The sequence below is a fragment of the Mycobacterium sp. VKM Ac-1816D genome, from assembly GCF_000416385.1.
In the GTDB taxonomy this organism is placed as follows: Bacteria; Actinomycetota; Actinomycetes; order Mycobacteriales; family Mycobacteriaceae; genus Mycobacterium; species Mycobacterium neoaurum_A.
Genome location: NZ_AOHQ01000099.1, coordinates 1 through 24,235, shown reverse-complemented (window position 1 = coordinate 24,235; position 24,235 = coordinate 1). Strand labels below are relative to the sequence as shown.

The window sequence follows — 24,235 nt, the reverse complement described above, 5'->3', positions numbered from 1 at the left end:
CACGAAAGGGGTGTCGCGGCGGCATGGCAGCGAGCGACAAACTCATCGAGAGCACCATCCACCTGATGCAGCGATTCGGTGTCGCCGGAACTGGGATCGCCGCCGTGCTCGAGCGTGCCGGCGTCTCCCGCCGCTCCATCTACCTGGCCTTTCCCGGTGGAAAGACTGAGATGGTGTCGGCGGCCACCGCGCGCGCCGGCGCCGTCATCGGCTCCTATATCGCCGCGCTCAACGGTGCCGCTGATCCGCTCGCGGCGTTCGTGAACCAATGGAAGGCCATGCTGGTGGCCGCGGACTTTGCGGCCGGCTGCCCCATCGTTGCCGCGGCGTTGGGTCGCGGCGACTCACCCGAGGCCGCTGAGGTTGCCGCCGCGGTCTTCGCCGAGTGGGGTCAGTCGCTGTCGGCAATTCTGCGCGACAACGGGATTCCCGAAGAGGCCCGCGCCAGCCTGGCGACCATGGCCATCGCGTCCATCGAAGGGGCGGTGGTCATGGCCATCGCGCAACGCTCGACTGCGCCCTTGGACGATGTGCACCGACATCTCGTCGAGCTCATCGATCTACACCGTGGCCTCACATCGGGCGGCAGGTCCTGAGGTAGCTAAGGAACGACGCCTGCATTCCGGTGACATGAGTCTCGCGCAAGATCTCGGCACTGACGCCGTCGCAGGGGAGTAGTCGATGAAGGACGTCTGTGACGTTGCTGGCCAGCTTCTGATATACGGTCAACTCTCCCAACAGCTCTCGCTCGTTCATCGTGACGTGGAGTCTTGCTTTCGGTCGGGTGTCACCCATGGTGTCGAGCATGGTGAAGATCTGGCTATCTGCGCCGATGACGCCGGGACTTCCGGCTCCGACGGTGTCGAACAGCCCGGTATCGGCAAGCCAGGCATACATCGCGAAGAGACCACCATACGAGTAGCCGAAGATGCCGTGTCCGCTGTCAGCCGTGCCGTATTCGCGTTCGATTCGGGGATGGAGATCGGCGGTGATGAACGTCAGGAACACATCAGCGTGCGCATCGCGCAGCTCTGCAACATAGGCATCGGCTTGCCGGCGGGTTCTCGTGCCATCGCGCACTCCCATCTCGACGGCATCGATGAGTTCTGGGGCGATAGGCTCGCCGGGCGGGACGAAATCTCTGTTGCGCAGTCGATCCCAGTCGTGTGCTTCGTCGCCGGCGTATCCGATGGCCACTTGGATGTAGGGCTGAATCCGCTGTAACGGATCCAACTGGGTGACGATGAGCGGCGCCGTCATGCCGACCGCCCAGTTCCCGTCGAGCACATAGACGACGGGTGCCGCCATGGACGGGGTGTAGCCCGGCGGCGTGGTGACCCACACGCCATAGTCATGGCCACCGCTGGAGTGGATCTCGAAGTAGTCGGTGTCGGGCAGGCACCCATGCCACATCGAACTCATAGAACGTCCTTCACAGCTTCGGCGTCAGTTATCCATTGGAAAACTGCTTACCCAATGGATAAACTAGTCGTATGACCATGTCAAGCTCCGACCGCAAAGGTGATGCGCGCGAACGCCTGCTGGTCACATTGCTCGACGCCTTCGGGGACAACTTTCCGTCACCGGACGTGTCACTGCGAGAGGTTGCCGAACGTGCGCAGACCAGCCACGCGCTACTGCGTTACCACTTCGGTTCATTGTCTGGGGTTTTGGCGGCCATGCTCACGGCTCGGCGGTCACGTGACAATCGAACACTGAGCAAGGTCGCCGTGGACGGTGGTTTCGACGACCTGATCGCGGCGATGTGGCGGACGTACACCCGACCCGGACAACTCTCGCGCACACGCGGGTTCTTTCACGTTGCGGCGCTGGCGGCGTACTGCCCCGAGAATTTCGGCGAGTTCATCGATTCGCTCGATGATTTGACCGCCATGCTGGCTTCGGCGGCCGAACGCGAGGGGAACGGGACCGAGCAGGCGCTGGCCATGGCGACCGTCGCGGTGGCGGCGCTGCGCGGCATGCTGTTGCATCAAGTTCTGCATCCGGCGACCCCGTCGGCAAGCAATGCGCGACTGATCATCGAGATGAGCCGGGCACTCTCCAGGGGCTGACCGCAGTGTCTCAGTCTGGCGGCAAGGCATCGAGCACGTCACGCAAAACTGCACGCAGGGCCGCGATCCCGGGGTCGTTGTCGACCCGCTCATGCCAGAACAACCTCACCTCGTAGGACGGCAGTGGCAACGGCAGCTCGAAAAGCGTGATCGCCGAGCGCTGCGCATGGTGACGGGCAAGGCGTCGTGGCACGACGGCGATGCACCGACCGTTCTCGACAATCGGAAACAGCGAGCTGTAGTGCGAGACCGTGAAGCATATGCGTCGTGCGTGTCCCAACCGACCGAGGGCATCGTCGACCTCGCGGCCCCGGCCCGGGCTGATCTGGACGTGTGCGTGCGGCAGATCGACGAAGCGTTCGAGTGTCATACCGATCCCGGCATCGGGACGGTGTGCAGACATCACGCCCACCATGTCGTCCACGAACGCGGGTTCTGAGTGCCATGCCGACGGGATCGTCGTAGGTATTCCCAGGTAGAGGTCGATCTCCCCGGTGGCCAGAGCATCGACCACGCTGATGCGGTCCAGCGGTGCGACCCTGATGGCGGACCCGGGGGCCCGTTGCTGAAGCAGCCGGTCCAGACCCGGTAGCACCAGCGGACCGTACAGGTCGGCGAATGCGATGACCCATTGGCGGGTCGTCGTCTTCAAATCGAAGTCATCGAGGTCGCGAACGATGCCCTCCACCAATTGCAGTGCGGCGTCGAGTCGGGGCTGGATTGCCAGCGCCGCCGGGGTGGGGGTCAGGCCTCGGCCGGAGCGCACCACCAACGGATCGCCGAGGAGCACCCGCAACCGTGCCAGCGCATTCGAGACCGCCGGTTGGGTCAGACGCAGCCGGGTCGCCGCCTTTGTCGCACTGCGCTCTTGGAGAACTGCATGCAAGACGACGAGCAAGTTCAGGTCGACCCCGGAAAGATTCACCCCATGAATCTCTTATATCAGCAATCATTATTGGCGTTGATGAGTCGTGCTTCTTAATGTCGAGTCCATCAGGAAAGAAAGGACGCACGATGCGAGTGCTCATCACCGGTGCCAGCGGCGGGGTCGGCTCTGCCATCATCAATCAGCTGCGCGGCAGCGGAGTGGAGGTGCGGGCAACGTGCCGCCATCCGCAATCAAGTCACATGCTTTGTGCAGAAACAGTTTCCAGCGATCTCGATCGACCGTCGACGTTGCGACCCGCCCTCGCGGGTGTCGATTGCGTGTTCCTGTTCAGCTTCAGCCGGCAGGAGGTGCTGCCCGAACTGGTCAACGAACTGAGCGCGGCCGGTGTGACGAAGGTGGTGGTGCTTTCCACCATCGACACCACCCGGCACGAGTCGTTCGTCGAATACAACAAGCAACGGCACCTGGCCGTGGAGAACGCCATCAGCGGCGGCGGCTTCACCACCGTCTCATTGCGTCCGGGTGCCTTCGCGCGCAACGCCATCCGCTTCTGGGCGCAGCAGATCCGCCACAATCGAATGGTCGGATTGCCCTTCCCCGATTCCCAGCAGGCGCCGATCGCCGACGAGGATATCGCCGCGGTCGCCGTCCGGGCGATCACCACACCGGATCTCGATGGTGAGAAGGCCGTGCTCACCGGGCCGGACTCGTTGACCATGCGCGAGCAGGTCAGGCTCATTGGAGAGGCGATTGGCGAGCGCATCGGCATCACGGTGCTCTCCGAGCGTGAAGCGCGCGCGCTCTATGGCGAGGTGCTACCGCCGGAGTACCTCGATCTAATCATGGCCCAGTGGGAGTTCGAGACCACCGAGCAAGCCGTCGTCACGCACGCAGTCCACGAGATCACCGGCCGCAATGCGGTCACCTATCGCGAATGGGCGATTGCCCACCGTGCGGTGTTTCTGTAGATGCACGTCACGGGGTGTTCAGGCCACGCTGCTCACGATGGCCATGACCAAGCCGCCTACGGTGAGGATCCCGACCAACACCGCGGTGGCGATCGCCGGGCGTCGTCGTTGCCTGCGGGCGTAGTAGATGGCTACCGCGATGCTGGTGAGAATCAATGCCGCGTACACCGTCAACGCTGCTGTCAGCGCCGCGGCCACCGCCGGGCTGGCCAGAGTCACGTTGTGCATTCGTTGAGCCTACGGGTGCCCTGACACCCCTGCTCGCCCAGACCCGGCCTGCATCCACAATTGTTGTTGCGCAATCCACTTGGCATCATCACCTGATGCGATCTGCCACGATCGGTGGTGATCGGCTGTAGCGTGGGGTATGACTTTCGCCATCGATCGAATCGACCATGTAGTGATCAATTGTCGCGATATCGAGGTCACCGCCGAGTGGTACGAGCGGGCGCTGGGCATGCGGCGCGAGGTCTTTCGTGGCGACCGCACCGCGTTGATGTTCGGCGGCCAAAAGTTCAACCTGCGCCCCACCGGTTCGCAGGGCTGGCCAACCGGAGCGGTGGATGCCCCCGGCTCGCTGGATCTGTGCGTGATCGCCGATGCGGCACCATCGCAGATCGCGGCCCATCTGGCCGAGGTGGGAGTGCCCGTCACCGAAGGCCCCGTTCACCGGATCGGCGCACAAGGTGACATGACGTCGTACTACTGCACCGACCCGGACGGCAATCTCATCGAGATCGCCACCTACCGCACGACGTGAGTGCTGATGCGGCATGAGGTGTGAGGTCCTCAGGTGTACCGCGCCACCAGTGCGGCGCCGATGCGGGCCAGGTGCTCTCGCACGCCGCCCGGACCGGTGATCTCCAGCCATTCGCCGAGCCAGGCGAGTTCACCGGCCAGTACGAGTTCGTCGGTGCCGCGGATCACCACCTCTATCCGGCCATCGGGCGTGCCGCGCCCCACGTCCACACGCTCCCCGAGCATTCTGCGCAGTGCGTCGAGCCCGTCGGGCGAGCACAAGGCGTGCGCCTCCAGCGGCGTGCGCCGGCGATCGACCTCATCGGCGATGTCGCGCCAGCTTTGCGCAAGGTCGAATCCGGGTGGCCTCCGAACGGGATCATCGGTGAGCTCGACAGCGCAGACCCGGTCGACGCGGAAAGTGCGGGGACCGGGTTCGGTATCGCACACCAGGTACCACGTCGGCCTCTTCGCCACGATCCCCAGTGGGTGCACGATCCGACTGGTCTCCGCGCCCCGGCGGTCGACATAACCGAGTCTCACTTGGACGCCGCGGATCACCGCCTCGTGCAGCTCGTCCAGAAAGCGGGGTGGCCGTGGCTCGGGATGGCTGGATCCCCAGTGTCGTGGATCGACGATCAGTGACGATGCGGCCGCCTCGGCCTGCTCACGGAAGGGCTCGGGGAGCGCACGAACGAGCTTGCGCAGCGCGGTTTTCACTTCGGGAGTGGCGGTCGAGGCGGGACCTGCCACCAGGAACAACGCGCGTGCCTCCCGAGCGGTGAGCCCGGAAAGGTCGGTACGAGCGCCACCGACAAGGCGCCACCCGCCCCCTCGTCCCGGTATGGAATACACAGGCACCCCTGCCGTGCACAACGCTTCGAGGTCGCGCCGCGCTGTGCGTTCCGACACCTCCAGTTCCTGGGCGACCTGAATCGCGGTGACCTGCTCGCGTTGTTGTAACAGGAGCAGGATGGCGATCAGCCGGTCGGCTCGCATGCCATCACAATGACACATAAAACCGGCCATGAGATGGCCAGTTTTGGTCCGCACAATGACGCCATGAACATCTCAGGCTCCCGCAACGACGTCCATACCGATCCCCGGCGCACTCTCGACCGCGCCATGGCCACGGCCGGGGGAGTCATCTCCGAAGTCCGGCCGCAGCAGCTCACCGGTGCGACACCTTGCGTGGGGATGGACGTGCGAGCGCTGCTGGCCCACCTCGTCGGCGTGCTGGAGAGGATCGCCGCGCTCGGTCTCGGCGCGAATCCGCTGGCCGTCAACGACAGTGCGGTGGACGATGATCGCTGGCTCGATGCGTGGTGGGCGTCGGCGGGTCGAGCCACCGACGCGTGGATTGACGATGCCCTGCTCGACCGACATATGGCATTACCGTGGATCGAAGGTGCTGGGGCGAAGGTTTTGGCCTCTTACGTCAGCGAGTTGACCGTTCATACCTGGGACCTGGCCGTAGCCACGGGTCAGCGGCCCGAATGGGATGACGAGGTGGTGGAGGAGGCATTCGCCGCGATGCGAGGCATGCTGCCGGTGGAGAACCGGCTGACCCGCTACGAGGAGATCTCGGCGGCGAGGGGGTTCGACGAGGTCACCGTACCGTTCGCCGAGGCTGTCACGATCGCGCAGGATGCTTCCGCCATCGAGCGGCTGGTTGCCTGGACGGGCCGCGATCCGCGCCGCTTCCTCGACACGACGCCAACGATCCCGTTGTGACGGAGGATTTCGCCGCGGTCCTCGCCGTGGGCGGAGAAGCTACTCGGAAAGCTTGATATCTGATCAGAAACGTCACCTCGCGTAGTGGTCGACGAGTGGCAAAAACAGGTCGTCGACGATGGACCGGATGCGTTCGTGCGCAACGGGTTCGACATACATGAGCAGATCGTGGCGCACCAGATCGAAAGGCATGGTGAGCAATGCGGCGGGGATCTGGTCCACGTCGATCTCGCCGCGATCGTGGGCCTGCTGGTAGATGGCCCTGATCCGTTCCGTCGGTTGGTCTCCCAGGATTCGATCGCGCACCTCGGCGGGGGTTAGCTCGCTGGCGGCCATCAGTCCGGAGAATGCCGCAGCGGCTGCCATGGCGAAAAAGGCTGCGCGGGTGCGGCCCATGCCCGTCAGCGCGGCAAGCAGATCCCCGCGCAGGCTGCCTGTGTCGGCGAGTTCAACGGGATTGCTGTCGCGATAATGCGCGAGCGCGGCAAGCGTCAGGTCATCCTTGTTGGCCCAGCGACGGTACAGCACCGCCACGCTATCTGGGCTTACTGGACAACCCGCCTGTGCCGTTGGAGATCCCGTATGAGGACACCACATTGCCCGGATGGTTCTTCCGGGCACCGGGAGGCCAGAATCCGACCCTTGTGATGGTCAACGGGGCCGACGGCGCGGCGAGCTATCTATGGCCCGGTTACGGTTCCGAGGCATCAGAGCGCGGCTACCACGTCGTGCTGTTCGACGGGCCCGGGCAGCAACGGATGCTCTTCGAACGGGGCATCGGGTTCCGACCAGATTTCGAGAACGTCCTGTCGCCGGTGGTGGATGCGACACTGCGATTGCCGGGTGTAGACCCGCGGCGGCTCGCGCTCTATGCGGTCAGCCAGGGCGGGTACTGGGCGCCGCGCGCCCTGGCATTCGAACACCGCTTCGCTGCCGCCGTCATCGACGACGGGGTGGTCGACGTCTCCGAAGCGTGGCACGCGATGCTTTCGCCCGAACTGGGGGAGATGCTGCGCCGCGGTGACCGGGCCGGCTTCGACGCCGCGGTCGGACGGCTCCCGGCCAGCGTTAGACGCATCTTCGCGTGGCGGGCCAAACCCTATGGCTGCGGGAGCTTTTTCGATACCTACGGCGAGGCCGCGCGGTACCGCATCACGTCCGAACTCGCCGCTCGGATCACCACGCCGGTACTGATCGGCGACCCCGACGATGAGGGTTACTTCGCCGGTCAGCCCCGGCGGCTCTACGACATGATCGCGGGGGAGAAGACCCTCGTCCGCTTCACCAGAGCCGAGGGGGCGGCCGGTCATTGCGAGCCGATGGCGCGGGCACTGGCAGCCCAACGGTTCTTCGACTATCTCGACGATCGCCTCGAGGTCACGGACCAGGGGAGCGGCTGCCGACGGCCTCGGTGAATCAGGGGAGTCCCTTGCGATCGATCACCGCCAGGGCGCGTTCGGCCCAGCGAATGTTCTCCTGTTCGAAGGTAATCCCCCGCAGCAGAGTCAGATAGGGACCCACTGCGGCGTCGGTGCTCGCCAGGTAGTCGTCCTCGGAACGGTCGCCGAGCATGCGCGCCTGAAGGTTCTGTAAAACTGCGAGTTTCTCGGTCGCCCAATGAATTTGCTTGGCGATGGCATCGCGGATCGTCGTCACGTCACCGGCGTCGAGGCCTTGCACCATGACCAACAGATCATCGCGGATCGCAATGGGGGTGGGCTGTTCACGGGTGAAGGCGCGAAAGGCTTCGCGACCGGCCGCGGTGAGACTGTAGAGCCGCTTGGCCGGCCGGCGACCCTCGGCCACGACGCGCGCCTCGATCAGGCCTTGATCGTCCATGCGTTCCAGCTCACGGTAGAGCTGCTGAGGGGTGGCAGTCCAGAAGTTGGCCACCGAGCGATTGAAGCGTTTCGCCAGGTCATAGCCCGATGCCTCACCTTCCAGGAGTGAGGCAAGTACCGCATCGCGAAGAGCCATGGCTGGACCCTACAACACTAGTCAACAAGTTGATTAGTCGCTTCTGGACATCTCGTCGACAGTGCGGTTACTGTCATGGGCGATTACTCAACTTGGTGACTATTGAAGGGTGGTCCGCATGCAGGTGTTCCGTCAGGCCGTCGAGGCGCGCGATGAGCAGGCGATCGCCGACCTGCTCGCCGACGATGTGGTGTTCACCAGCCCGGTCGCCTTTGCCCCGTATCCGGGTAAGGCGATCACCGCGGCAATCCTGCGCGCGGTGCTGCGGGTCTTCGAAGACTTTCACTATGTCCGAGAGATCACCGACACCGGTGGTCGAGATTCGGCGCTGGTGTTCAACGCCGTCGTCGGAGGAAAGCAGGTCACCGGTTGCGATTTTCTGCACGTCAACGATGACGGTCTCATCGACGACTTCACCGTGATGGTGCGACCGCTCTCGGCGGCCACAGCACTCTCGGCGGCTATGGCCGAGCAGTTCGACCGCATCACACGCGAGGCGCTGGCCGACGAGGCAGCCTCCAACTGACCACCCACCTTCGACGATTGGAACAGCACATGGGCTTCAACCTGGATCTCACCGAGGAACAATGCGATCTGCAGAAGTGGGTGCACGGCTTCGCTGCCGACGTGCTGCGCCCGGCCGCCGCGGAATGGGATGAGCGCGAGGAACTTCCGTGGCCGGTGCTCAAAGAGGCGGCCGATATCGGACTGTACAGCTGGGATGCGCTCAACCAGTTCTTCGCCGACCCGACCGGCTTGCTGTTGTGTCTGGTCGCCGAGGAGCTCTTCTGGGGCGATGCCGGTGCGGCGATGGTGCTCTTCGGGACCAACCTCGCATTGGGCGGGCTGCTGTCCGCGGGCACTCCGGAGCAGTTCGCCGAATGGGGTCCGCAGTGCCTCGGGGACAAGTCCGACCCCAAGGTCGGGGCGTTTTGCGTGTCCGAGCCCGATGCCGGCTCGGATGTGTCGAAGCTGCGCACCAGGGCCCGTTATGACGAGGCCACCGATGAATGGGTGCTCAATGGGCAGAAGGCGTGGATCACCAACGGAGGAGTAGCCGCGATCCACGTCGTCGTCGCGTCGGTCGATCCCGAGTTGGGGTCCCGCGGGCAGGCCACCTTCGTGATCCCGGAGGGCACCAAGGGGCTGGTCGGCAACCGTAAGATTCTCAAGCTGGGTCTGCGGTCGTCGCATACCGCCGATGTGTTCCTCGACGACGTGCGGGTGCCCGGGCATTGCCTGCTGGGCGGAAAGGATCGCCTCGACGAGCGGCTGGCCCGTGCGAGGGAGGGCGCACGCACCGGCACTCAGAACGCGTTGAGCACCTTCGAGTTCACTCGGCCCATCGTCGGTGCGCAAGCTCTGGGCATTGCGCGGGCCGCCTACGAGTATGCCCTTGGTTACGCCAAGGAGCGGAATGCGTTCGGTCGTCCGATCATCGACAACCAGGCCATCGCCTTCGCGCTGGCCGATATGCGTACCGAGATCGACGCCGCCCGTCTGCTGGTGTGGCGTGCCGCGTGGATGGCCGCTTCCGGCAAGGCCTTTGAGGCCGGTGAAGGTTCGATGTCGAAGCTCAAGGCCAGCGAGGTGGCCGTGTGGGCCACCGAACGGGCTGTGCAGATCCTCGGTGGCGCCGGGTACAGCCGGGAGCATCCCGTGGAGCGGTGGTTCCGAGATGCCAAGATCTACACCATCTTCGAGGGCACATCTGAAATTCAACGGCTGGTCATCTCGCGGGCCATCTCCGGTATCAGAATTCGCTGACAGCACGGCGTACTCGACGCCGACAGGACGCGTGATCACCGCGCCATGCACTCTTCACGAGAAAATACATAGCAACATGATGTATATTGGGGACATGGCAGCGGACGACGGTATCGAGAGGCTCGCCGAAGCTGTTCGGCAGTCTGCACTGTTGGCGACTCGGCATCTGCTCAATCGCGAAGAACTCAGCGTGTCCGCGATGGAGGTGCTGCACACGTTGAGCGTCGAGGGCCCGACCCGGCTCACGGTGCTCACCGAGGCCATCAGCATAAGCCAGCCGGCGATGACCCAGCTGATTCAGCGTCTCGAACGCCGCGAGTTGGTAACTCGTGCAGCCGACCCCGACGATGGTCGCGCAACCATCGTCGCCGTCACCGATCATGCACGATATCTGCTGAATCGGTTACGCATCGAGGACAACGGAAAGCTCGAATTTCTTCTGTCCACATTGACGGCGAGCGATCAAGAAGCGTTACGGCTTGCGCTGTATGTGGCCGGACCGATCATCGAGCAACTCAACGCCAACGCGGCGCGGCTGGCACGGGCCAGCACCTGATATGGCTCCACCTCAGCCATATGCATTCGTCCATTAAGTAAAGGGTTGGGACGCTGCTGTGTCTCGCATGACTGGCGCGCGACCTATCGAAACGGAGACACATGACTAATCTGCTTGTCCTCGGCGGCAGCGGTCGCACCGGCGTCCATGTGCTCGCGCATGCCGTGACACGTGGCCATCATGTGCGGGCCCTGGTGCGTAACCCCGACGCCGTTCGCGCCCCGGGCGGCGTCGAACTGATCGCGGGCTCACCGTCGAACATCGAAGACATTCGAAAGGCTGCCCGGGGTGCGGAGGCGGTGGTCAGCACACTCAACAACTCGCGCGCATCCGACAACCCGTGGGCCAAGGCCGTCAGCCCGCCGATGTTCATGACCGATGCGATTCGTAACGTCCTGGCGGTGATGACCGAGCAGAACATCCGTCGGATCGTCGTCAACTCCTCAATGGGTGCCGGCGACGATTGGAATCGGATCAGCCCGTTCGCCAGATTCTTCGTGAACATCTCGAATATCAAGGCCGGCTTCGTCGACCACAACGGAGTCGATGAGGTTGTACGTGCCTCCGGCACCGATTGGACTCTGGTCAGGGCGGTCGCGCTCACCGACAAGCCGGCCGGTGGACCCGTGCGGGCCGCGGTGCGCGGAACCGACAAACCTGGCTCGCGCATCAACCGTGCCGATCTTGCTGCCTTCCTCGTCGATACCGTTGACGATCGCACCTGGATCCACCAAGCGCCGCTCGTCTGGAACGCCACCGGCTGAGATAACCATGCACGTTTGATGGGCGCCGTTGCGCCGCAGCCCGATCCCGCGTCCCTAAAACGTCACAGTGACGAATAGACTGGGTGCGGTCGGACAGGGGCGAGTGCTGCGCCTTTGGCCGCTCCGGCCGCCGGCAAGGCTCAGACGCGGCGAACGGTCGCGCAATGTCACGGAGCTGTCCTTTGAAGGATGGCAGGTGCGCATCGGTCAGAAGTCTGGGGCGGCTGTCGCGCGCCAGCTAGTGCTGGAGTGAGGATCAATAATCGGTGGCAGTCTTGCGGTCTGGCTTGACGACCCGTTGTGAAGTGCGGATGCGCGGCTAAGGCATGTGGGCCGTACCGCTTGTATCCAGCAGCAATATCATTTCGCCGATAATCTACATTATGTCAAGTAAACGTCCGATCCCGACTACGGCTGGGACCGAGTCTGCGAGCAACGATTCGGCACACACCCAGCGCAGGTGTTCTTCGCCTGGAACACAGCCACCCACGTCCAGGACAACGAACAAGATCCCGAGAAGCGCCCGTTCACCAAACAGGAGCTGCAGGACTTCTTCGACCACGCCGACGACCAGGTCACCGTGATCGCGAATACCAGAAAGAAGGGCTGGCTGCCGGCCTACCGAGACGCCGTAATGTTCAAGGTCGCCTACTCCTACGGAGTGCGATTCAACGAACTGCGGCACCTGCAGACCGTCGACTTCTCTCGCAACCCGCACGCACCGGAGTTCGGCCGCTACGGCGTCGTGAAGGTCCGCTACGGCAAGGCCAAGAAAGGCTCCCCACCCAAACGCCGCACCGTGCTCACGGTGTTCGACTGGACATCGGACATTATCAGCGACTGGCTCACCCACGGCCAGCCCTACCTCGACGACGGCATCGACCTGTTCCCCAGCGAGCGCGGCGCCCTGGTCGCCGAACGGACGCTGCTGCGCAGATTCCGGCGATACTGCAACGACCTCGAGCTCTCCTCAGGCCTGGATTTGCACTCGTTCCGCCGCTCCTACATCACCCACCTCATCGAAGACGGCTGGGACGCCAAGTTCGTCCAAGACCAGGCCGGCCACGAATACGCCAGCACCACCTCGCTCTACACCGGCGTCTCGAGCGACTTCCGCACCCGTACCCTGCGCCGCGTCCTGGACCGGACCATCAAAGACGCCCTCTCCTTCGACGAAGAGACCTCATGAAACGCGACGTCGACTACACCTGGCGCCTCGCCGAGCTGATGGCCGCACACGGCATGCACAACAGCACCGACCTCATCCCCCGCCTCGCCGAACGCGGCATACAGCTGTCGCGGCCACAGGTCTACCGCATCGTGCACCAACGCCCCGAACGCGTCGCCCTGCAACTGATGGCAGCACTGTGCGACATCCTCGGCTGCGGCGTAGAAGATCTCGTCACCGTCACCGCCACCGACACCCGCAAGAAGAAGACCGCCTCAGGCACCACCGCACCACCCAACGTCGTCGAACTCAACAAATCCATCCGACCCCGACGAGCACGCATCATCACCGATGGCAACGATTAACCCCACACCCCGATCCACCACACGCGGGCGACCACGCGTCACCAGCGGCGCCCTCGAATGCAGCCGATGCCACCGAATGGCCAACACGCTGAGGGTCAACTGGCCGCAGGACCAGCTCTGCCACAGCTGCTTCTACACCGCGATGCGCACCCACGGCGTCTGCCCCAATTGCGGACACGACGGTGTCCTCCCCGGGCGAGTTGACGGCAACGACACGCAGCCGGTCTGCCTGACGTGCGCTGGCATTCCGGGCGACTTCACCTGCAAGACCTGCGGTCAAGAAGGCGAACTTCACCGCCGGGGCGAATGCGCGCGCTGCGCCTTGCGCGATGACCTCTGCCGAATTCTGCTGCACCACCCCGCCGACATGGCTGCCATGCAAGCACTCATCGACGTACTCTGCGCCGTGGATCGGCCCGAGAGCATCCTGACCTGGAAACGCAACATCCAGGTGCTGGAACTGCTCGGCGGAATCGCCTCAGGCACAACACCGCTGACCCACGACGGCCTCACAGCGGCAGGATCCGGCCGCCACATCGATCACCTGCGCAGCCTCCTGCAACATCACGGGCTGCTCCCACAACGCGATGAACACCTGGCGCGCTTCGAATTCTGGCTGGCCGCGAAACTCGACGCGATCGACTCCCCCGCTGTTCGCGCCCCGGTTGAACAGTTCGCAACCTGGCACCATCTCCGACGGCTCCGCAGTGAATCGCGGCCGGGCCAATCCTCCGACGGCCCAAAGCGTTCCGCGAAGCAAGAGATCACCGAGACCACCAAGTTCCTCACCTGGCTCGAACAGACTCATCGGCGCACCGTCGCCGACTGCACACAACAAGACGTCGACGAGTACCTCGCCTCCGGCCCGACCACTCGCCATCTGATCCGAACGTTCTTCATCTGGGCCAAGAAGAGCAAGCTCAACGTCGCGGTGCAGATCGGATTCCGGCAGGCGAAGACCAGTCCGACGATCACTCAAGACCAACGACTAGCCTGGCTCAAGGAACTGCTCACCGGCGACTCTGAAAGCCTGCCCTACCGCGTCGCCGGCGTCCTGCTGCTGCTCTACGCTCAGCCGCTGACCAAGATCGCCGCACTCCAAACCACCGCGATCTCCCAAGCCGAGAACGAGACGCGTATCGCGTTGGGAAAAGACCCTGTCCCCGTTCCGGAGCCATTCGCCTCCCAGCTCAACTACCACCGACACAACCGGCCGAACCTGCGCACCGCCGTCGGAGCCGTTGGCACACCCTGGCTCTTCACGAGCAACCGGCCAGGTCGGCACATTGATCCGCAGGCCATCATGATGCGACTACGCGCGCTCGGCATCAACCTGCAGGGCGCCCGCAACACAGCCCTGCAAACACTCGTCTCCGAAATCCCCGCTCCCCTAGTAGCCGAGATGCTCGGCTACAGCGACGAAGTCACCCAGAAGCACGCCGCTGAAGCCGGCAGGACCTGGGCGAGATACGTAACGCGATGAGGAAGTCGGCTGCTGCAACCCAATACCACCACAGGTGTTTGCAGCAAGAATATGACGTACTGCCGTCGGCAGTACGTCATATGTCGCACCGCGGACGAATTCGCTACTGGACAATCCGTTGAGCAGTCGGCCGACTGGAACCTTCGTCCCCTTTGGGCTGCAATATTATTCGCCGTCGGGTTGCCGCGCATGGCGTAGACCACTTGCGACATGGCATGAACGTCTTCCCACGGCGGCAATAGTCGTAGCCCGTACCCGACTGCCACAGATCTACAGTTGCGCCGGGGTTCCGGCGGTCAGCCGGGGCAAGAGGCTGTATGCGTTGTCGTGCATGACCCGCGCGAGCATCTCGGGCCGAGCTTCGAAGTACGCGTCTACGTTGTTCGTAAACCAATTCACGGTTTTCGGGTTGGCGGCAGGGAAGTCGGTACCGAAGAGAATGTGGTCCGGCTCGACGAAGCTCTCGAGAGCCACCAGGTTGGTCTCGAAACCTGATAGGGCGGTCTCGTAGTAGAACGTCCGGAAGTCGGCGAGGATTTCGTCTGCACTCAGTTCGCAGCCGAGATGGAACGCGCCCAATGTGGCGACGCGAGCGGCGAGAACTGGTGTGCTACCGCCAGAATGGGAGAGGATGATCCTCACGTTCGGGAACTGCCGCTTGCGCCCGCTGGTCACGAGATCCGCTGCGCCCTTGTAGGTTTCGTTCGGAGTTTCACTGACCGGGGTGGGCAGGAACTTGCTCGGCGCCCGGTTGCTACCGGGTGTCTGCTCACCGTGTAAGAACACCAGCGCGCGGCGACGGTCGAGTTCGGCCCACAGCGGTTCGAAAATCGGGTCGCCCAGGGATCGGGCCTCATCGCCGACGCCGTAGACGTTGGTGAGGGTGATTCCGTCAGCCCCCAGCACATCGAAGGCGTAGGTCAGCTCTTCCAGCGCGGCGTCGACGTCCGTCGGGGTGGGAAGATGCGCAAACAGACCGAACCGTCCTGGGTGGTCTTCCATTGCCTGGCGGGTCAACGTGTTCAACTCGCGGGCTACGTGACGACGCTTGCCCTCGGGGAGCCGCGATTCGATGTCGTTGGGTATGGACAGGATCGCAGTATCGATCTGCAGCTGATCCATGAAGTCCACACTGACCTGCGGTGTCCAACCGGCCTCGTCCTTTTGGAACTTCCAGCCGGACGTGTCGCCGAAGAGGCCCGAGGTGAGCATGCTGGTCGGCATGAAGTGGTGGTGAAAGTCGATGCGGCCGGGTGTGGTGGTGCTGTCATCAGTCATGCCCACACTCAACCCGCAATAGTTGACGTTTGTCAATAATGATCAGATGTTAGGTTTCTCCCATGGTTGACACCGACGCTCCGGAACTGCAGCTCCTCGACGCTCTCTACCGACTCAACAAATTGGTCGTGGCCGACGCCCGCGAGCACGTCGCCGCGACCGCACAACTGGACCTCGTGGACTTCCTGGTCCTGCGCACGGTCAAACTGGGCATCGACACTCCGAGTGACCTCGTAAGCGATCTCGGACTCAATCCGTCGGTTCTCAGTAGGGCGTTGTCCAAGCTTGCCGACTCGGGATTGGTGACCCGCGAGATTGACCTCGCCGACTCGCGAAGATCGCGGATTCGTTTGACGGACAACGGCGTAAAGACCACCGATGACATCGGGCAGCGGCTTCGACCCAGCCTGGCCCAGCGACTCCGCCTCCTGTCCCCCGACCGGACTCGAATCCTGTTGGAGAGCCTTGAAATCCTCTGCGGGAACACGGTCGACTGAACCCTGAACCACTGGAGAAACCGCACCCGGCACGCGAGCACAACGGTCGTCGCAGTAGTCACTAGCCGGTCGGCAAGTTAGTGCGTTATGGTGGAGCCAGATCAACCGTCGAGGCAGGGAGGTGAGCGGATGGATCAGCGACGAACCGATACCCGCGAGCAGATCCAGTCCGTGGCTCTAGAGCTGTTCGCCGAGAAGGGATACGACCGCGCTTCGCTGCGGGGGATCGCCGAGCGGCTGCACGTCACCAAGGCCGCGCTGTACTACCACTTCCGCACCAAGGAAGACATCCTCGCCAGCGTGATCGAGGACTTCCTCCTTCAGCTGGATACGCTGGTGAAGTGGGCCCATGGACAGCCCTCCGACGTCGACGTCCGCGAGGAGGTACTGCGTCGCTACAGCGCACTGCTGACCGGGCGCACCGCGCAGCTGGCCCGCTTCATGCGCGAGGGCATGGCGAAGATCCCAGAGTTGGCACTTGGCCTGAAGATTCGTGCTCACTTCGCCGCGCTGATCGATGTGCTGGCCGGGCCCGGCGAGTCCACTGAAAACCGGCTACGTGCACAGGTCGCCCTGGCTGCACTGCAACTGGCCACCCTGTCCGATCCCGACCTCGAACCCGCCGGCGACGAGACCGACCGCCGCGCCGCCGCTCTGAAAATCGCTACCGAGCTCGTCCAGCCGTCGACCCCCGCGCCGTAGGCCACCCACCACTCACAGCTTTCCCTGACCGATCCGAGACGACCAGAAACAGGACGCAACCATGGCACGCACCGATCACGACAGTTGGGACCTGGCCTCCAGCGTGGGAGCCACCGCCACCGGAGTCGCCGCCGGCCGCGCGCTGGCAGCCCGCGGACCGGAGCCCCTACTCGATGACCCCTACGCCGAACCACTGGTTCGCGCCGTTGGTCTGGACGCGTTCACCCGCATGATCAGCGAGGACGCCGACGAGGTCGCCGACGACCCGGTCTTCAACCGTCAGCAGATGGCCGAACAGGTCACCGTGCGCACCCGGTTCTTCGACGACTTCTTCCTTCGGGCCGGAGCCGCAGGCATCCGGCAGGCCGTGATCCTGGCCAGCGGCCTGGACACCCGCGCCTACCGGCTGCCCTGGCCGGCCGGCACGGTGGTCTATGAAATCGACCAGCCTAAGGTCATCGAATTCAAGACCCGCACGCTGGCCGAGTTGGGTGCCACCCCGACCGCCGAGCTTCGCACCGTCGGCATCGACCTGCGCGCGGACTGGTCGACCGCCCTGCGCGAGCGGGGCTTCAACCCCGACCAACCGACGGCGTGGAGCGCCGAGGGGCTGCTGATCTATCTGCCGCCGGAGGCTCAGGACCGCCTCTTCGACGACATCACCGCGCTCAGTGCCCCCGGCAGCGCGCTGGCCACCGAACACGTTCCCGATCTCAGCATTCTCGCCGACGACGACCGCATGGCCGAATTCGCCCAGCGCTGGCAGCGCTACGGCATGGCAGACCAATGGACCGACCTCGTCTACCAAGGTGAGCGCGCCCAGGTGCCCGCTTACCTGAGCGGCGCCGGCTGGCAGGTCACCGCCCGAGGCACCGTAGACCTGTACGCCGCCAACGGTTTCGCCCTGCCCGACCACGAGATGATGACCGAACTCGCCGACCTGACCTACATCAGCGCCGTGCTGTCGGACCCGACACCCGGCCGCTGACCCGGTCGCCCGTCCCCCTCGCGCCGCATCACGGCACGTGCTCGACGACAGCAACGTTCACAAGAGCGCGGTCGAAATGACCACCGAAAGCGATGCGACGACCGCCGTGTAGCAAACACACGTGCTACAGACCGCGGTAGCGGGTCCCGGCTTGGTCGCCTCTGGCGATCTGTCCCACAAGTCAGCGCCCCTCCCCGTCGTGTTCGGGCGATCCGCTGTCGCATAGCCGGAGGAATACGGCGGGATCGAATATGGCGGGTTACCCGTAAAGTATTCCGGTTTCATCTGATGAATCACTGACGTCCCCAAGTGACTCCCACTCTGGACCCCAGCCATCGTTGAGGAGCTCTTCGCCGATCTACGTGGCATTAAAGGTCGCGCACAATCGACGTCCCGCGGACTTCTTCGATAACGCCGACGATCAAGTGTCCCTTATCGCCGGTCTCGCGTCCCGCTTATCAGTGTTGAGGTGTGGCCGCGCGGGACGCCGGTGTGCTTCTCTGTCGTCGTGGCGATTCGGTTTCGAAGGGCGCGAGAACGAGGTCGTCGACCATGCGGCGATAAGTGTCGTCAACGCGGGCGTGGTCGGTTGTCGTGAAGAAGTCGATGACGAGACCTTGAATAGCGGCCAGCGCCAGTCGGGCCCGGGGTCGGACGTGCTCAACGAAGTCCTTATGCTTCTGGGTATCAGCGTGATTCGGGTCGGTGTTGAACCACTTGGTGGTTGACACATGATAGGAACGTTGAGCGTTCAACTCTGAAGTTGTGAACCGCACGCTCAAACCGCGGCGCATCTGACGATCACGGTCAGACAATAGCCAGATCGTCGTCGCCGCCGATTCCATAGCGGTACGACACTGAGCAAGGATCGACGTCGTGTGACTGTCACGCGACTTGGGTCGCCACTCAATCAGTTCTGCTGTCGCGCAGAGACAGTCGATAGCGTTCATGATCGAAAACCGAGCTGTAGCACTAACCATGTCGCCCGTGTATTCGTTCATGAACCCTGCATCATCGGCGGCCAGACTGCTGTTCGGGTCCGCGTACTGAGGGTTGAGCCCCCACGTGTACAGCTCTTTGCCTCGCTGCGCCCTCATCAGTGTCCGATGCATCGCTTCGGCGGTCGTCAGCTTCTCGGACAGCCGAGTCAACAGCTCGGCAGGGTCCATATCGGCTAGTCTCGGATCCATCGTGGCGTCTTCCCCCGTCGCGTCGCGTGATCGCGTCATCGATCGAAGTCAACTTTATGCGCGAGGCCGGACATCATCTCGGACATTGACCGCAAGTGCCGTACCACGACCATGGAGGGTTCGTGTTTCGCTTGTCCGGGTGGATTCCTACCGCCGCTCCACTCAGGAGGAATACGGCGGGATCGAATACGCCGGTTTACCAGTAGAGTTCGCCGTTTTGCGCAGCAGTCCTATTGCTCTCACTCATCGCGCGAGGCCGAGGAACGCCATCAAGGCTCGCTCGACCTCGACCACTTGCTCGGCAGTCAGACGGCCGACACGAGCATGGACATTCGATTTTCTCACGGTGGTGAGCTTGTCGATCATCACGTCACTGTCGTGGTCAAGTCCGGACAGCAGGTCTGCTCCGCCGGCTATCCGAATGCGCATCAAAGGTGCATCCAACAGCGTGCTGGTCATCGGCGCCACGGTCACTGAACTTGTCGCGTCGAAGAGGTCATCCTGAACAATCACTGCCGGACGCGGCTTCGCTGCATAGACGCCCCCCGCTACGGTCCAGATCTCTCCTCGGTTCACTCCTCGTCCCAAGGCACCGAGATCGCCTCAACGAAATCCTGGTCGTCGCTGACGTCTTCGGCTTGCGCAACCAACGACGCCTGACGGTGAGCCTCGGCCGCGAAGGTCTCCGTCCGCACATCAGGCACCCAGACCTGCAGAGGTCGCAAGCCCCGCTCCCGCATCCGCCGGCGATACTCGCCAACCCGTTCCCGCACCGCCACGCCTCGATGTTACATGTAACGCGCCGCTTCGGCAGCCGAAAATCCGACCTGCCAGGCCGGCAAACAAATATCTGGATGCCGCGATCAGCATCTCGCCTACTGGGGCGCGACCACCGGCGCCGAACCCGGTGTCGATGAGATACCGCGTTACTACCGCCACACATCACCTTGTTTGCCAGGATCAGTCATCTCCCCCATACCGCCAGACTTCAACCATGCGATCTAGCGAGCGCGTGCAGACGCCGCTGCGGCCTGCTGCAACGCGATGCGGACGGTATCCGAGACGCCGGACGTCGACGGCCATCGATGGCTTCCCTTGGTCATGCGATCACGATATGAGCGTGGCTCATCGCGACCGCGGACCTCGCGTCAGACGAGTTCGATTACGTCGGCGATGGATTCGAACACCCGGCTTGGCCGGAACGGATAACGCTCGATCTCCTCGCGCGTCGTCGAGCCGGTGAGCACGAGGATCGTCTCCAGCCCCGCCTCGATGCCCGCAACCACGTCGGTGTCCATCCGGTCGCCGATCATCACGGTGCCTTCCGAATGGGCGTCGATGCGGTTCATCGCGCTGCGGAACATCATCGGATTCGGCTTGCCGACGAAGTAGGGCTCTCGGCCGGTCGCCTTGGTGATCAGCGCGGCGACCGAGCCCGTGGCAGGCAGAGGGCCCTCCGCCGACGGACCGCTCACGTCGGGGTTGGTGGCGATGAAACGCGCACCGCCGAGAATCAGGCGGATTGCCTTGGTGATGGCCTCGAACGAGTAAGTCCGCGTCTCTCCCAGCACGACGAAGTCCGGACCGACGTCGGTCAACGTGTAGCCCACGTGGTGCAGCGCCGTGGTCAGGCCGGCCTCGCCGATCACATAGGCCGAGCCGCCCGGCAGCTGGTCGTGCAGGAAGGCCGCCGTCGCAAGGGCCGAGGTCCAGATCGACTCCTCGGGCACGATCAGGCCCGACCGCGCCAACCGGGCCGCCAGGTCACGTGGGGTGAAGATCGAGTTGTTGGTGAGTACCAGGAAGGGTCGCTGCCGGTCGCTGAGTGCCTGGAGGAACTCCGCGGCCCCTGGCAGGGCGTGCTCCTCCCGGACCAAGACGCCATCCATGTCGGTCAGCCAGCACTGCGGTGTGGTACTCATGCGTCCAGTCTTGCAGTTGCTGCCGTCGCTCCACATGGAAGTCGCCGACCAAAGGCACCCGCCAATCGCGCGGCGCATCAGGACAGTCAGGTTTCGCGCTTTGGCGGACCCGAGTTGAGGTGCCGGATCTCCCTCTCATTCGCATGTCACAGCAAATCAGACGGACTCAGATATCGGCTGGAATATGCGAGACGACCGGACGCCGGCCAGGCCGGCAATCAAGGCTTCTCCCCTGTGGCACTGCAACCGACTTATCGGTGTGCATGATGTGACCTGACCTAACTGATACTGCCCCGCTCCAACGCCCTCCGATCCTGAAAGGGCAATACCTCGGCAGCGATCTCGAAATCAGCGTCGTAGTGGATCAGGGTCACATCATGGGCATTGAGAAGAATGGCGATCAGGAGGTCGGCTCCGACACTTACGAGACAGCACCGCACTGCAGTCCATGCTCGAGGAGGTCGAAGATGGCGTCCAGCGCTTCGCGTGGATCGGGCTCGTCGCCGACAAATTGCGGGATCTCCAAGACGTAGCGGGCCACCGCGCGAGCGGTGATGTCGTCGGACGGCCGACCCAGCTCTGCCGCAATGGCCTCAGATAGCGGTGCCTCGCAGCGGATCCAGAGCTTTCGCGAGTATTCCCGCAGGGCCGGCGTGCTCATGATCAGTTCGGTACGGCGGACGAAAGCGCGTGTGGGCTTCTCTTCGAACGGTCCCCTGCCTGCCATGAACTCGCGCAGCGCACTGAGTACCGACATCTGCGGCGGGCGGTCATGCACTGCGGCCAAGAGGCTGGCTCGTCGTTCCACTCCATCGTCGAACATGACGGCCGGTTTCCCGTCCGGAACGTGTTTGAACAGTGTGGGCACTGAGACGTCGACCTCGTCGGCGATGTCTTTGACAGCCACGGCGTCATAACCACGTGCGAGAAATAGGCGCTCGGCCGCCTCGGCCAACGCGCGGCGCGTCTGAGCGTTCTTACGGGCGCGGCGGCCCCCCGCATCGGTCATCACCGCCCCATCCTAACCAGTAACCTCAAGTTGCTAAATATCATTAGTCGATATATTACTTTAGTGACTAAACACATTGAGGTCAGGAGCGCAGATGCACGGCACGACAATCGATCACCCGACCGCCCTCATCGTCGGGGGTAGCCTCGTCGGCCTCTCGGCAGCGGTCTTCCTCGCCTCGCAGGGCGTACCGACGACACTCATCGAGCGGCATCTCGGCAGCGCGGCACACCCCCGCGCCATCGGTTACACCACTCGAACCATCGAGTTGTTCCGCGGCGTCGGAATCGAGCTACCGGCCAGCACGCAGCACGGCCCACCGCGTCGGGCACGCGTCGAAAGCCTTGTCGGACAGTGGTTCGAGGAGTACCCGTGGTCACCCCCGGCGACGGCCGCCGTGAAAACAGCGGACCACTCACCGGTGCGTGCCAGTGCGATAGCCCAAGACGCCCTGGAGCCCATCCTGCGCGAACGCGCCGACGCCCTCGGTGCCGACTTGCGGTTGGGTTCCGAGCTGGTGTCCTTCGTCGACAATGGCGGCGGTGTCACGGCCACCGTGCGCAGACGGGTGGACGGCAGTGAGTACCGCATCGATGCGGACTATTTGATCGCTGCCGACGGGGCCGACAGCAAGATTCGGAACAGTGTGGGTATCGGTCGCACGGGACGGGGCCTGCTGTCGGTTCAGCGAAGCATCCTCTTTCGCGCACCGGAGTTGGAACAGTACCTGCGCCACGGCATCGTGCAATTCGAGATCGAACAACCCGGATTCGACGCCTTTCTGACCACGTACTCCGACGGGCGCTGGGTGTTGATGCTCAAGGACGACGTCGACCGCACCGAAGATGAGCAACGCAGCATCATCCGTCGCGCCACTGGAATCGACAACCTCCCGATCGAGTTGATCACCACCGGACGTTGGGAGCTCTCAGCGCTCATCGCCGACCACTTCGCCTGTGGCAGAGTCTTTCTCGTGGGCGACGCCGCGCATCAGCTCCCACCCAATCGGGGTGGTTACGGTGCCAACACCGGAATCGCCGATGTCCACAACCTCGCCTGGAAGATCGGCGCCGTGCACACCGGCCGCAGCTCGGCAGCACTCCTCGACACCTACGACGCCGAACGGCGGCCCGTCGCATGGCTACGTCACGAGCAGATCTTCGCCCGTGCCGATTACAAGGCCTACGTCGACACGCCCACATCGGATGTCGCGATCATCGACGACATCGCCATGGAACTCGGCCAGCTCTACCGCTGCGTCGCGCCCGCGGATACGGCCGGCGACCTGCCGGACGCGCTCCAACCCCAAGAGTGGGCCGGGCAGCCGGGCACCCGTGCGCCGCATGTATGGATTGCCCCGGGCCGCTCGACGCTCGACCATTTCGGCAGAGGCTGGACGCTGGTCACCGGCTCCGAAGCGTGGCGAAACGTGGCGCAGTCTGTCGCCGCCCGCCTCGACATATCGATCGATGTGCTCTGTCTCCCCAGTGAATCGACGCAGTACGAAGCCATCAACACCGCCTACGGGATAGGACCTGGCGGAGCCGGCCTGGTGCGGCCCGACGGCTACATCGCATGGCGGGTCGTGACGGCCCCGGTCGACCGTGCGGGGGCACTGACGGCCGCAATCAGCACTGCCGCAGCACTTACCCTCCAGCCGTCGACGTACGATGATCAGTCGGCCATCGCAGACCTCACCGCGCGTTACGCCGATGCGATCAACCGTGGCTGGGCCGGAAAGACGATTCAGCCCGAGAGCATTGCCGAGATCTTCACGCCAGACGGCGTATTCGAGCATCCTGGCGAGGCACCGACCGTCGGAGCGGCCGCGATCGCCGCCGCATTACCGGGTGCCACGGCGTCGGTCCCCTTCGCCATGCACGCCTTCCTGAACCCCGTCCTCGTCGTCGACGGAGACCATGCGCGCGGCCAGTGGCTGATGTGGGTCGCCGCCGACGACGGCGATAGCCCCCGGGCCGCGTACCTCGGCGCCGACATGCAGTACACGCGTACTCCGCGCGGATGGCGCATCCACTCCATCGTCATCACACCTGGGATGCGCTTACCAGCTCACTGATGAAGTACTCGGTAGTGGCAGAACATGGGTCTGCTGCACGATCAGGTGACAGACAGTTTCGGTCACGCGGCCTGACTGGCCCGTGTGGTCA

General features: G+C 63.8%; 28 protein-coding genes and 1 pseudogene. 17 read left to right on the top strand and 12 right to left on the bottom strand.

Annotation, left to right across the window (positions count from 1 at the left end):
- Nucleotides 1-23: 23 nt before the first annotated feature.
- Complete coding sequence (locus G154_RS01010) at nt 24-596, top strand: TetR/AcrR family transcriptional regulator (RefSeq protein WP_019512760.1); 573 nt, start codon at nt 24-26, stop codon at nt 594-596.
- On the opposite strand, the gene G154_RS01005 is transcribed toward G154_RS01010, so the two are convergent.
- Entirely contained in the window at nt 574-1,413 is an 840-nt protein-coding gene (locus tag G154_RS01005; RefSeq protein WP_324607330.1) for an alpha/beta hydrolase-fold protein, read from the bottom strand. The genes G154_RS01010 and G154_RS01005 overlap by 23 nt on opposite strands.
- Nucleotides 1,414-1,493: 80 nt before the next feature.
- Between G154_RS01005 and G154_RS01000 the strand changes: the two genes are divergently transcribed.
- A complete protein-coding gene (locus G154_RS01000; protein WP_019512762.1) occupies nt 1,494-2,072 on the top strand; it encodes a TetR/AcrR family transcriptional regulator in 579 nt (192 codons plus the stop codon).
- 10 nt (nt 2,073-2,082) lie between these two features.
- Here G154_RS01000 and G154_RS00995 read toward each other — a convergent pair whose 3' ends face one another.
- On the bottom strand, nt 2,083-2,997 hold the full coding sequence (locus tag G154_RS00995; RefSeq protein ID WP_019512763.1) for a LysR family transcriptional regulator: 915 nt from the start codon (nt 2,995-2,997) through the stop codon (nt 2,083-2,085).
- Nucleotides 2,998-3,086: 89 nt separating this feature from the next.
- Here G154_RS00995 and G154_RS00990 point away from each other — a divergent pair, with 89 nt between their 5' ends.
- Nucleotides 3,087-3,929, top strand: coding sequence for an SDR family oxidoreductase (locus G154_RS00990; RefSeq protein WP_069566722.1), 843 nt, complete (start codon nt 3,087-3,089; stop codon nt 3,927-3,929).
- An 18-nt stretch (nt 3,930-3,947) separates the two neighbouring features.
- On the opposite strand, the gene G154_RS00985 is transcribed toward G154_RS00990, so the two are convergent.
- On the bottom strand, nt 3,948-4,157 hold the full coding sequence (locus tag G154_RS00985; protein ID WP_019512765.1) for a hypothetical protein: 210 nt from the start codon (nt 4,155-4,157) through the stop codon (nt 3,948-3,950).
- Between the two features lie 139 nt (nt 4,158-4,296).
- Here G154_RS00985 and G154_RS00980 point away from each other — a divergent pair, with 139 nt between their 5' ends.
- Complete coding sequence (locus G154_RS00980; protein WP_019512766.1) at nt 4,297-4,689, top strand: VOC family protein; 393 nt, start codon at nt 4,297-4,299, stop codon at nt 4,687-4,689.
- A gap of 29 nt (nt 4,690-4,718) precedes the next feature.
- On the opposite strand, the gene G154_RS00975 is transcribed toward G154_RS00980, so the two are convergent.
- Nucleotides 4,719-5,666: a YafY family protein gene (locus G154_RS00975; protein WP_019512767.1), complete on the bottom strand. Its 948-nt coding sequence runs from the start codon at nt 5,664-5,666 to the stop codon at nt 4,719-4,721.
- 63 nt (nt 5,667-5,729) lie between these two features.
- On the opposite strand from G154_RS00975, the gene G154_RS00970 reads away from it, so the two are divergent.
- Complete coding sequence (locus tag G154_RS00970) at nt 5,730-6,401, top strand: TIGR03086 family metal-binding protein (protein WP_019512768.1); 672 nt, start codon at nt 5,730-5,732, stop codon at nt 6,399-6,401.
- 72 nt (nt 6,402-6,473) lie between these two features.
- Here the strand turns inward: G154_RS00970 and G154_RS00965 are convergent, their stop codons facing one another.
- The gene (locus tag G154_RS00965) at nt 6,474-6,935 is read right to left on the bottom strand and encodes a TetR-like C-terminal domain-containing protein (protein WP_019512769.1); all 462 of its coding nucleotides are present in this window, start codon (nt 6,933-6,935) and stop codon (nt 6,474-6,476) included.
- 29 nt (nt 6,936-6,964) lie between these two features.
- Here G154_RS00965 and G154_RS00960 point away from each other — a divergent pair, with 29 nt between their 5' ends.
- Nucleotides 6,965-7,816, top strand: a complete 852-nt coding sequence (locus G154_RS00960) for a S9 family peptidase (protein WP_019512770.1) — start codon at nt 6,965-6,967, stop codon at nt 7,814-7,816.
- 1 nt (nt 7,817) lies between these two features.
- Here the strand turns inward: G154_RS00960 and G154_RS00955 are convergent, their stop codons facing one another.
- Nucleotides 7,818-8,378 (bottom strand): PadR family transcriptional regulator, encoded by a 561-nt coding sequence (locus G154_RS00955; RefSeq protein WP_019512771.1) that lies wholly within the window; start codon nt 8,376-8,378, stop codon nt 7,818-7,820.
- 118 nt (nt 8,379-8,496) lie between these two features.
- On the opposite strand from G154_RS00955, the gene G154_RS00950 reads away from it, so the two are divergent.
- The 7 genes and pseudogenes from G154_RS00950 to G154_RS00920 all read left to right on the top strand — a co-directional run bounded on the left by G154_RS00950 (nt 8,497) and on the right by G154_RS00920 (nt 14,481).
- Nucleotides 8,497-8,904: a nuclear transport factor 2 family protein gene (locus tag G154_RS00950; RefSeq protein WP_019512772.1), complete on the top strand. Its 408-nt coding sequence runs from the start codon at nt 8,497-8,499 to the stop codon at nt 8,902-8,904.
- Between the two features lie 29 nt (nt 8,905-8,933).
- Nucleotides 8,934-10,145 carry an acyl-CoA dehydrogenase family protein gene (locus G154_RS00945; RefSeq protein ID WP_019512773.1) on the top strand — a complete coding sequence of 404 codons (1,212 nt, stop codon included), beginning with the start codon at nt 8,934-8,936 and terminating at the stop codon, nt 10,143-10,145.
- A gap of 31 nt (nt 10,146-10,176) precedes the next feature.
- Nucleotides 10,177-10,701: a MarR family winged helix-turn-helix transcriptional regulator gene (locus G154_RS00940; RefSeq protein ID WP_234713182.1), complete on the top strand. Its 525-nt coding sequence runs from the start codon at nt 10,177-10,179 to the stop codon at nt 10,699-10,701.
- Nucleotides 10,702-10,802: 101 nt separating this feature from the next.
- Nucleotides 10,803-11,465: an NAD(P)-dependent oxidoreductase gene (locus tag G154_RS00935; RefSeq protein ID WP_019512775.1), complete on the top strand. Its 663-nt coding sequence runs from the start codon at nt 10,803-10,805 to the stop codon at nt 11,463-11,465.
- 397 nt (nt 11,466-11,862) lie between these two features.
- A pseudogene (locus G154_RS00930) lies at nt 11,863-12,654 on the top strand (tyrosine-type recombinase/integrase); the annotation flags it as partial.
- Complete coding sequence (locus G154_RS00925; protein WP_019512777.1) at nt 12,651-12,998, top strand: helix-turn-helix transcriptional regulator; 348 nt, start codon at nt 12,651-12,653, stop codon at nt 12,996-12,998. The pseudogene G154_RS00930 and the gene G154_RS00925, both read left to right, overlap by 4 nt.
- Nucleotides 12,999-13,074: 76 nt before the next feature.
- A complete protein-coding gene (locus tag G154_RS00920; RefSeq protein WP_019512778.1) occupies nt 13,075-14,481 on the top strand; it encodes a hypothetical protein in 1,407 nt (468 codons plus the stop codon).
- 270 nt (nt 14,482-14,751) lie between these two features.
- Here G154_RS00920 and G154_RS00915 read toward each other — a convergent pair whose 3' ends face one another.
- Complete coding sequence (locus G154_RS00915) at nt 14,752-15,759, bottom strand: amidohydrolase family protein (RefSeq protein ID WP_019512779.1); 1,008 nt, start codon at nt 15,757-15,759, stop codon at nt 14,752-14,754.
- A 62-nt stretch (nt 15,760-15,821) separates the two neighbouring features.
- On the opposite strand from G154_RS00915, the gene G154_RS00910 reads away from it, so the two are divergent.
- The 3 genes from G154_RS00910 to G154_RS00900 all read left to right on the top strand — a co-directional run bounded on the left by G154_RS00910 (nt 15,822) and on the right by G154_RS00900 (nt 17,946).
- Nucleotides 15,822-16,256: a MarR family winged helix-turn-helix transcriptional regulator gene (locus tag G154_RS00910; RefSeq protein WP_019512780.1), complete on the top strand. Its 435-nt coding sequence runs from the start codon at nt 15,822-15,824 to the stop codon at nt 16,254-16,256.
- 129 nt (nt 16,257-16,385) lie between these two features.
- A complete protein-coding gene (locus G154_RS00905) occupies nt 16,386-16,958 on the top strand; it encodes a TetR/AcrR family transcriptional regulator (RefSeq protein WP_019512781.1) in 573 nt (190 codons plus the stop codon).
- A 61-nt stretch (nt 16,959-17,019) separates the two neighbouring features.
- Complete coding sequence (locus G154_RS00900) at nt 17,020-17,946, top strand: class I SAM-dependent methyltransferase (protein WP_019512782.1); 927 nt, start codon at nt 17,020-17,022, stop codon at nt 17,944-17,946.
- Between the two features lie 458 nt (nt 17,947-18,404).
- Here the strand turns inward: G154_RS00900 and G154_RS00895 are convergent, their stop codons facing one another.
- The 5 genes from G154_RS00895 to G154_RS00875 all read right to left on the bottom strand — a co-directional run bounded on the left by G154_RS00895 (nt 18,405) and on the right by G154_RS00875 (nt 22,067).
- The gene (locus G154_RS00895; RefSeq protein WP_131701367.1) at nt 18,405-19,115 is read right to left on the bottom strand and encodes a hypothetical protein; all 711 of its coding nucleotides are present in this window, start codon (nt 19,113-19,115) and stop codon (nt 18,405-18,407) included.
- A 264-nt stretch (nt 19,116-19,379) separates the two neighbouring features.
- Complete coding sequence (locus G154_RS00890) at nt 19,380-19,712, bottom strand: type II toxin-antitoxin system PemK/MazF family toxin (RefSeq protein WP_023985812.1); 333 nt, start codon at nt 19,710-19,712, stop codon at nt 19,380-19,382.
- A complete protein-coding gene (locus tag G154_RS00885) occupies nt 19,709-19,915 on the bottom strand; it encodes an antitoxin MazE family protein (RefSeq protein ID WP_019512785.1) in 207 nt (68 codons plus the stop codon). Before G154_RS00885 ends, G154_RS00890 begins: the two co-directional genes overlap by 4 nt.
- A 369-nt stretch (nt 19,916-20,284) precedes the next feature.
- Nucleotides 20,285-21,058, bottom strand: coding sequence for an HAD-IIA family hydrolase (locus G154_RS00880; protein ID WP_023985811.1), 774 nt, complete (start codon nt 21,056-21,058; stop codon nt 20,285-20,287).
- A 421-nt stretch (nt 21,059-21,479) separates the two neighbouring features.
- A complete protein-coding gene (locus G154_RS00875) occupies nt 21,480-22,067 on the bottom strand; it encodes a TetR/AcrR family transcriptional regulator (protein ID WP_019512788.1) in 588 nt (195 codons plus the stop codon).
- A gap of 94 nt (nt 22,068-22,161) precedes the next feature.
- On the opposite strand from G154_RS00875, the gene G154_RS00870 reads away from it, so the two are divergent.
- Nucleotides 22,162-24,144, top strand: coding sequence for an FAD-dependent monooxygenase (locus tag G154_RS00870; protein ID WP_019512789.1), 1,983 nt, complete (start codon nt 22,162-22,164; stop codon nt 24,142-24,144).
- Nucleotides 24,145-24,235 lie beyond the last annotated feature (91 nt).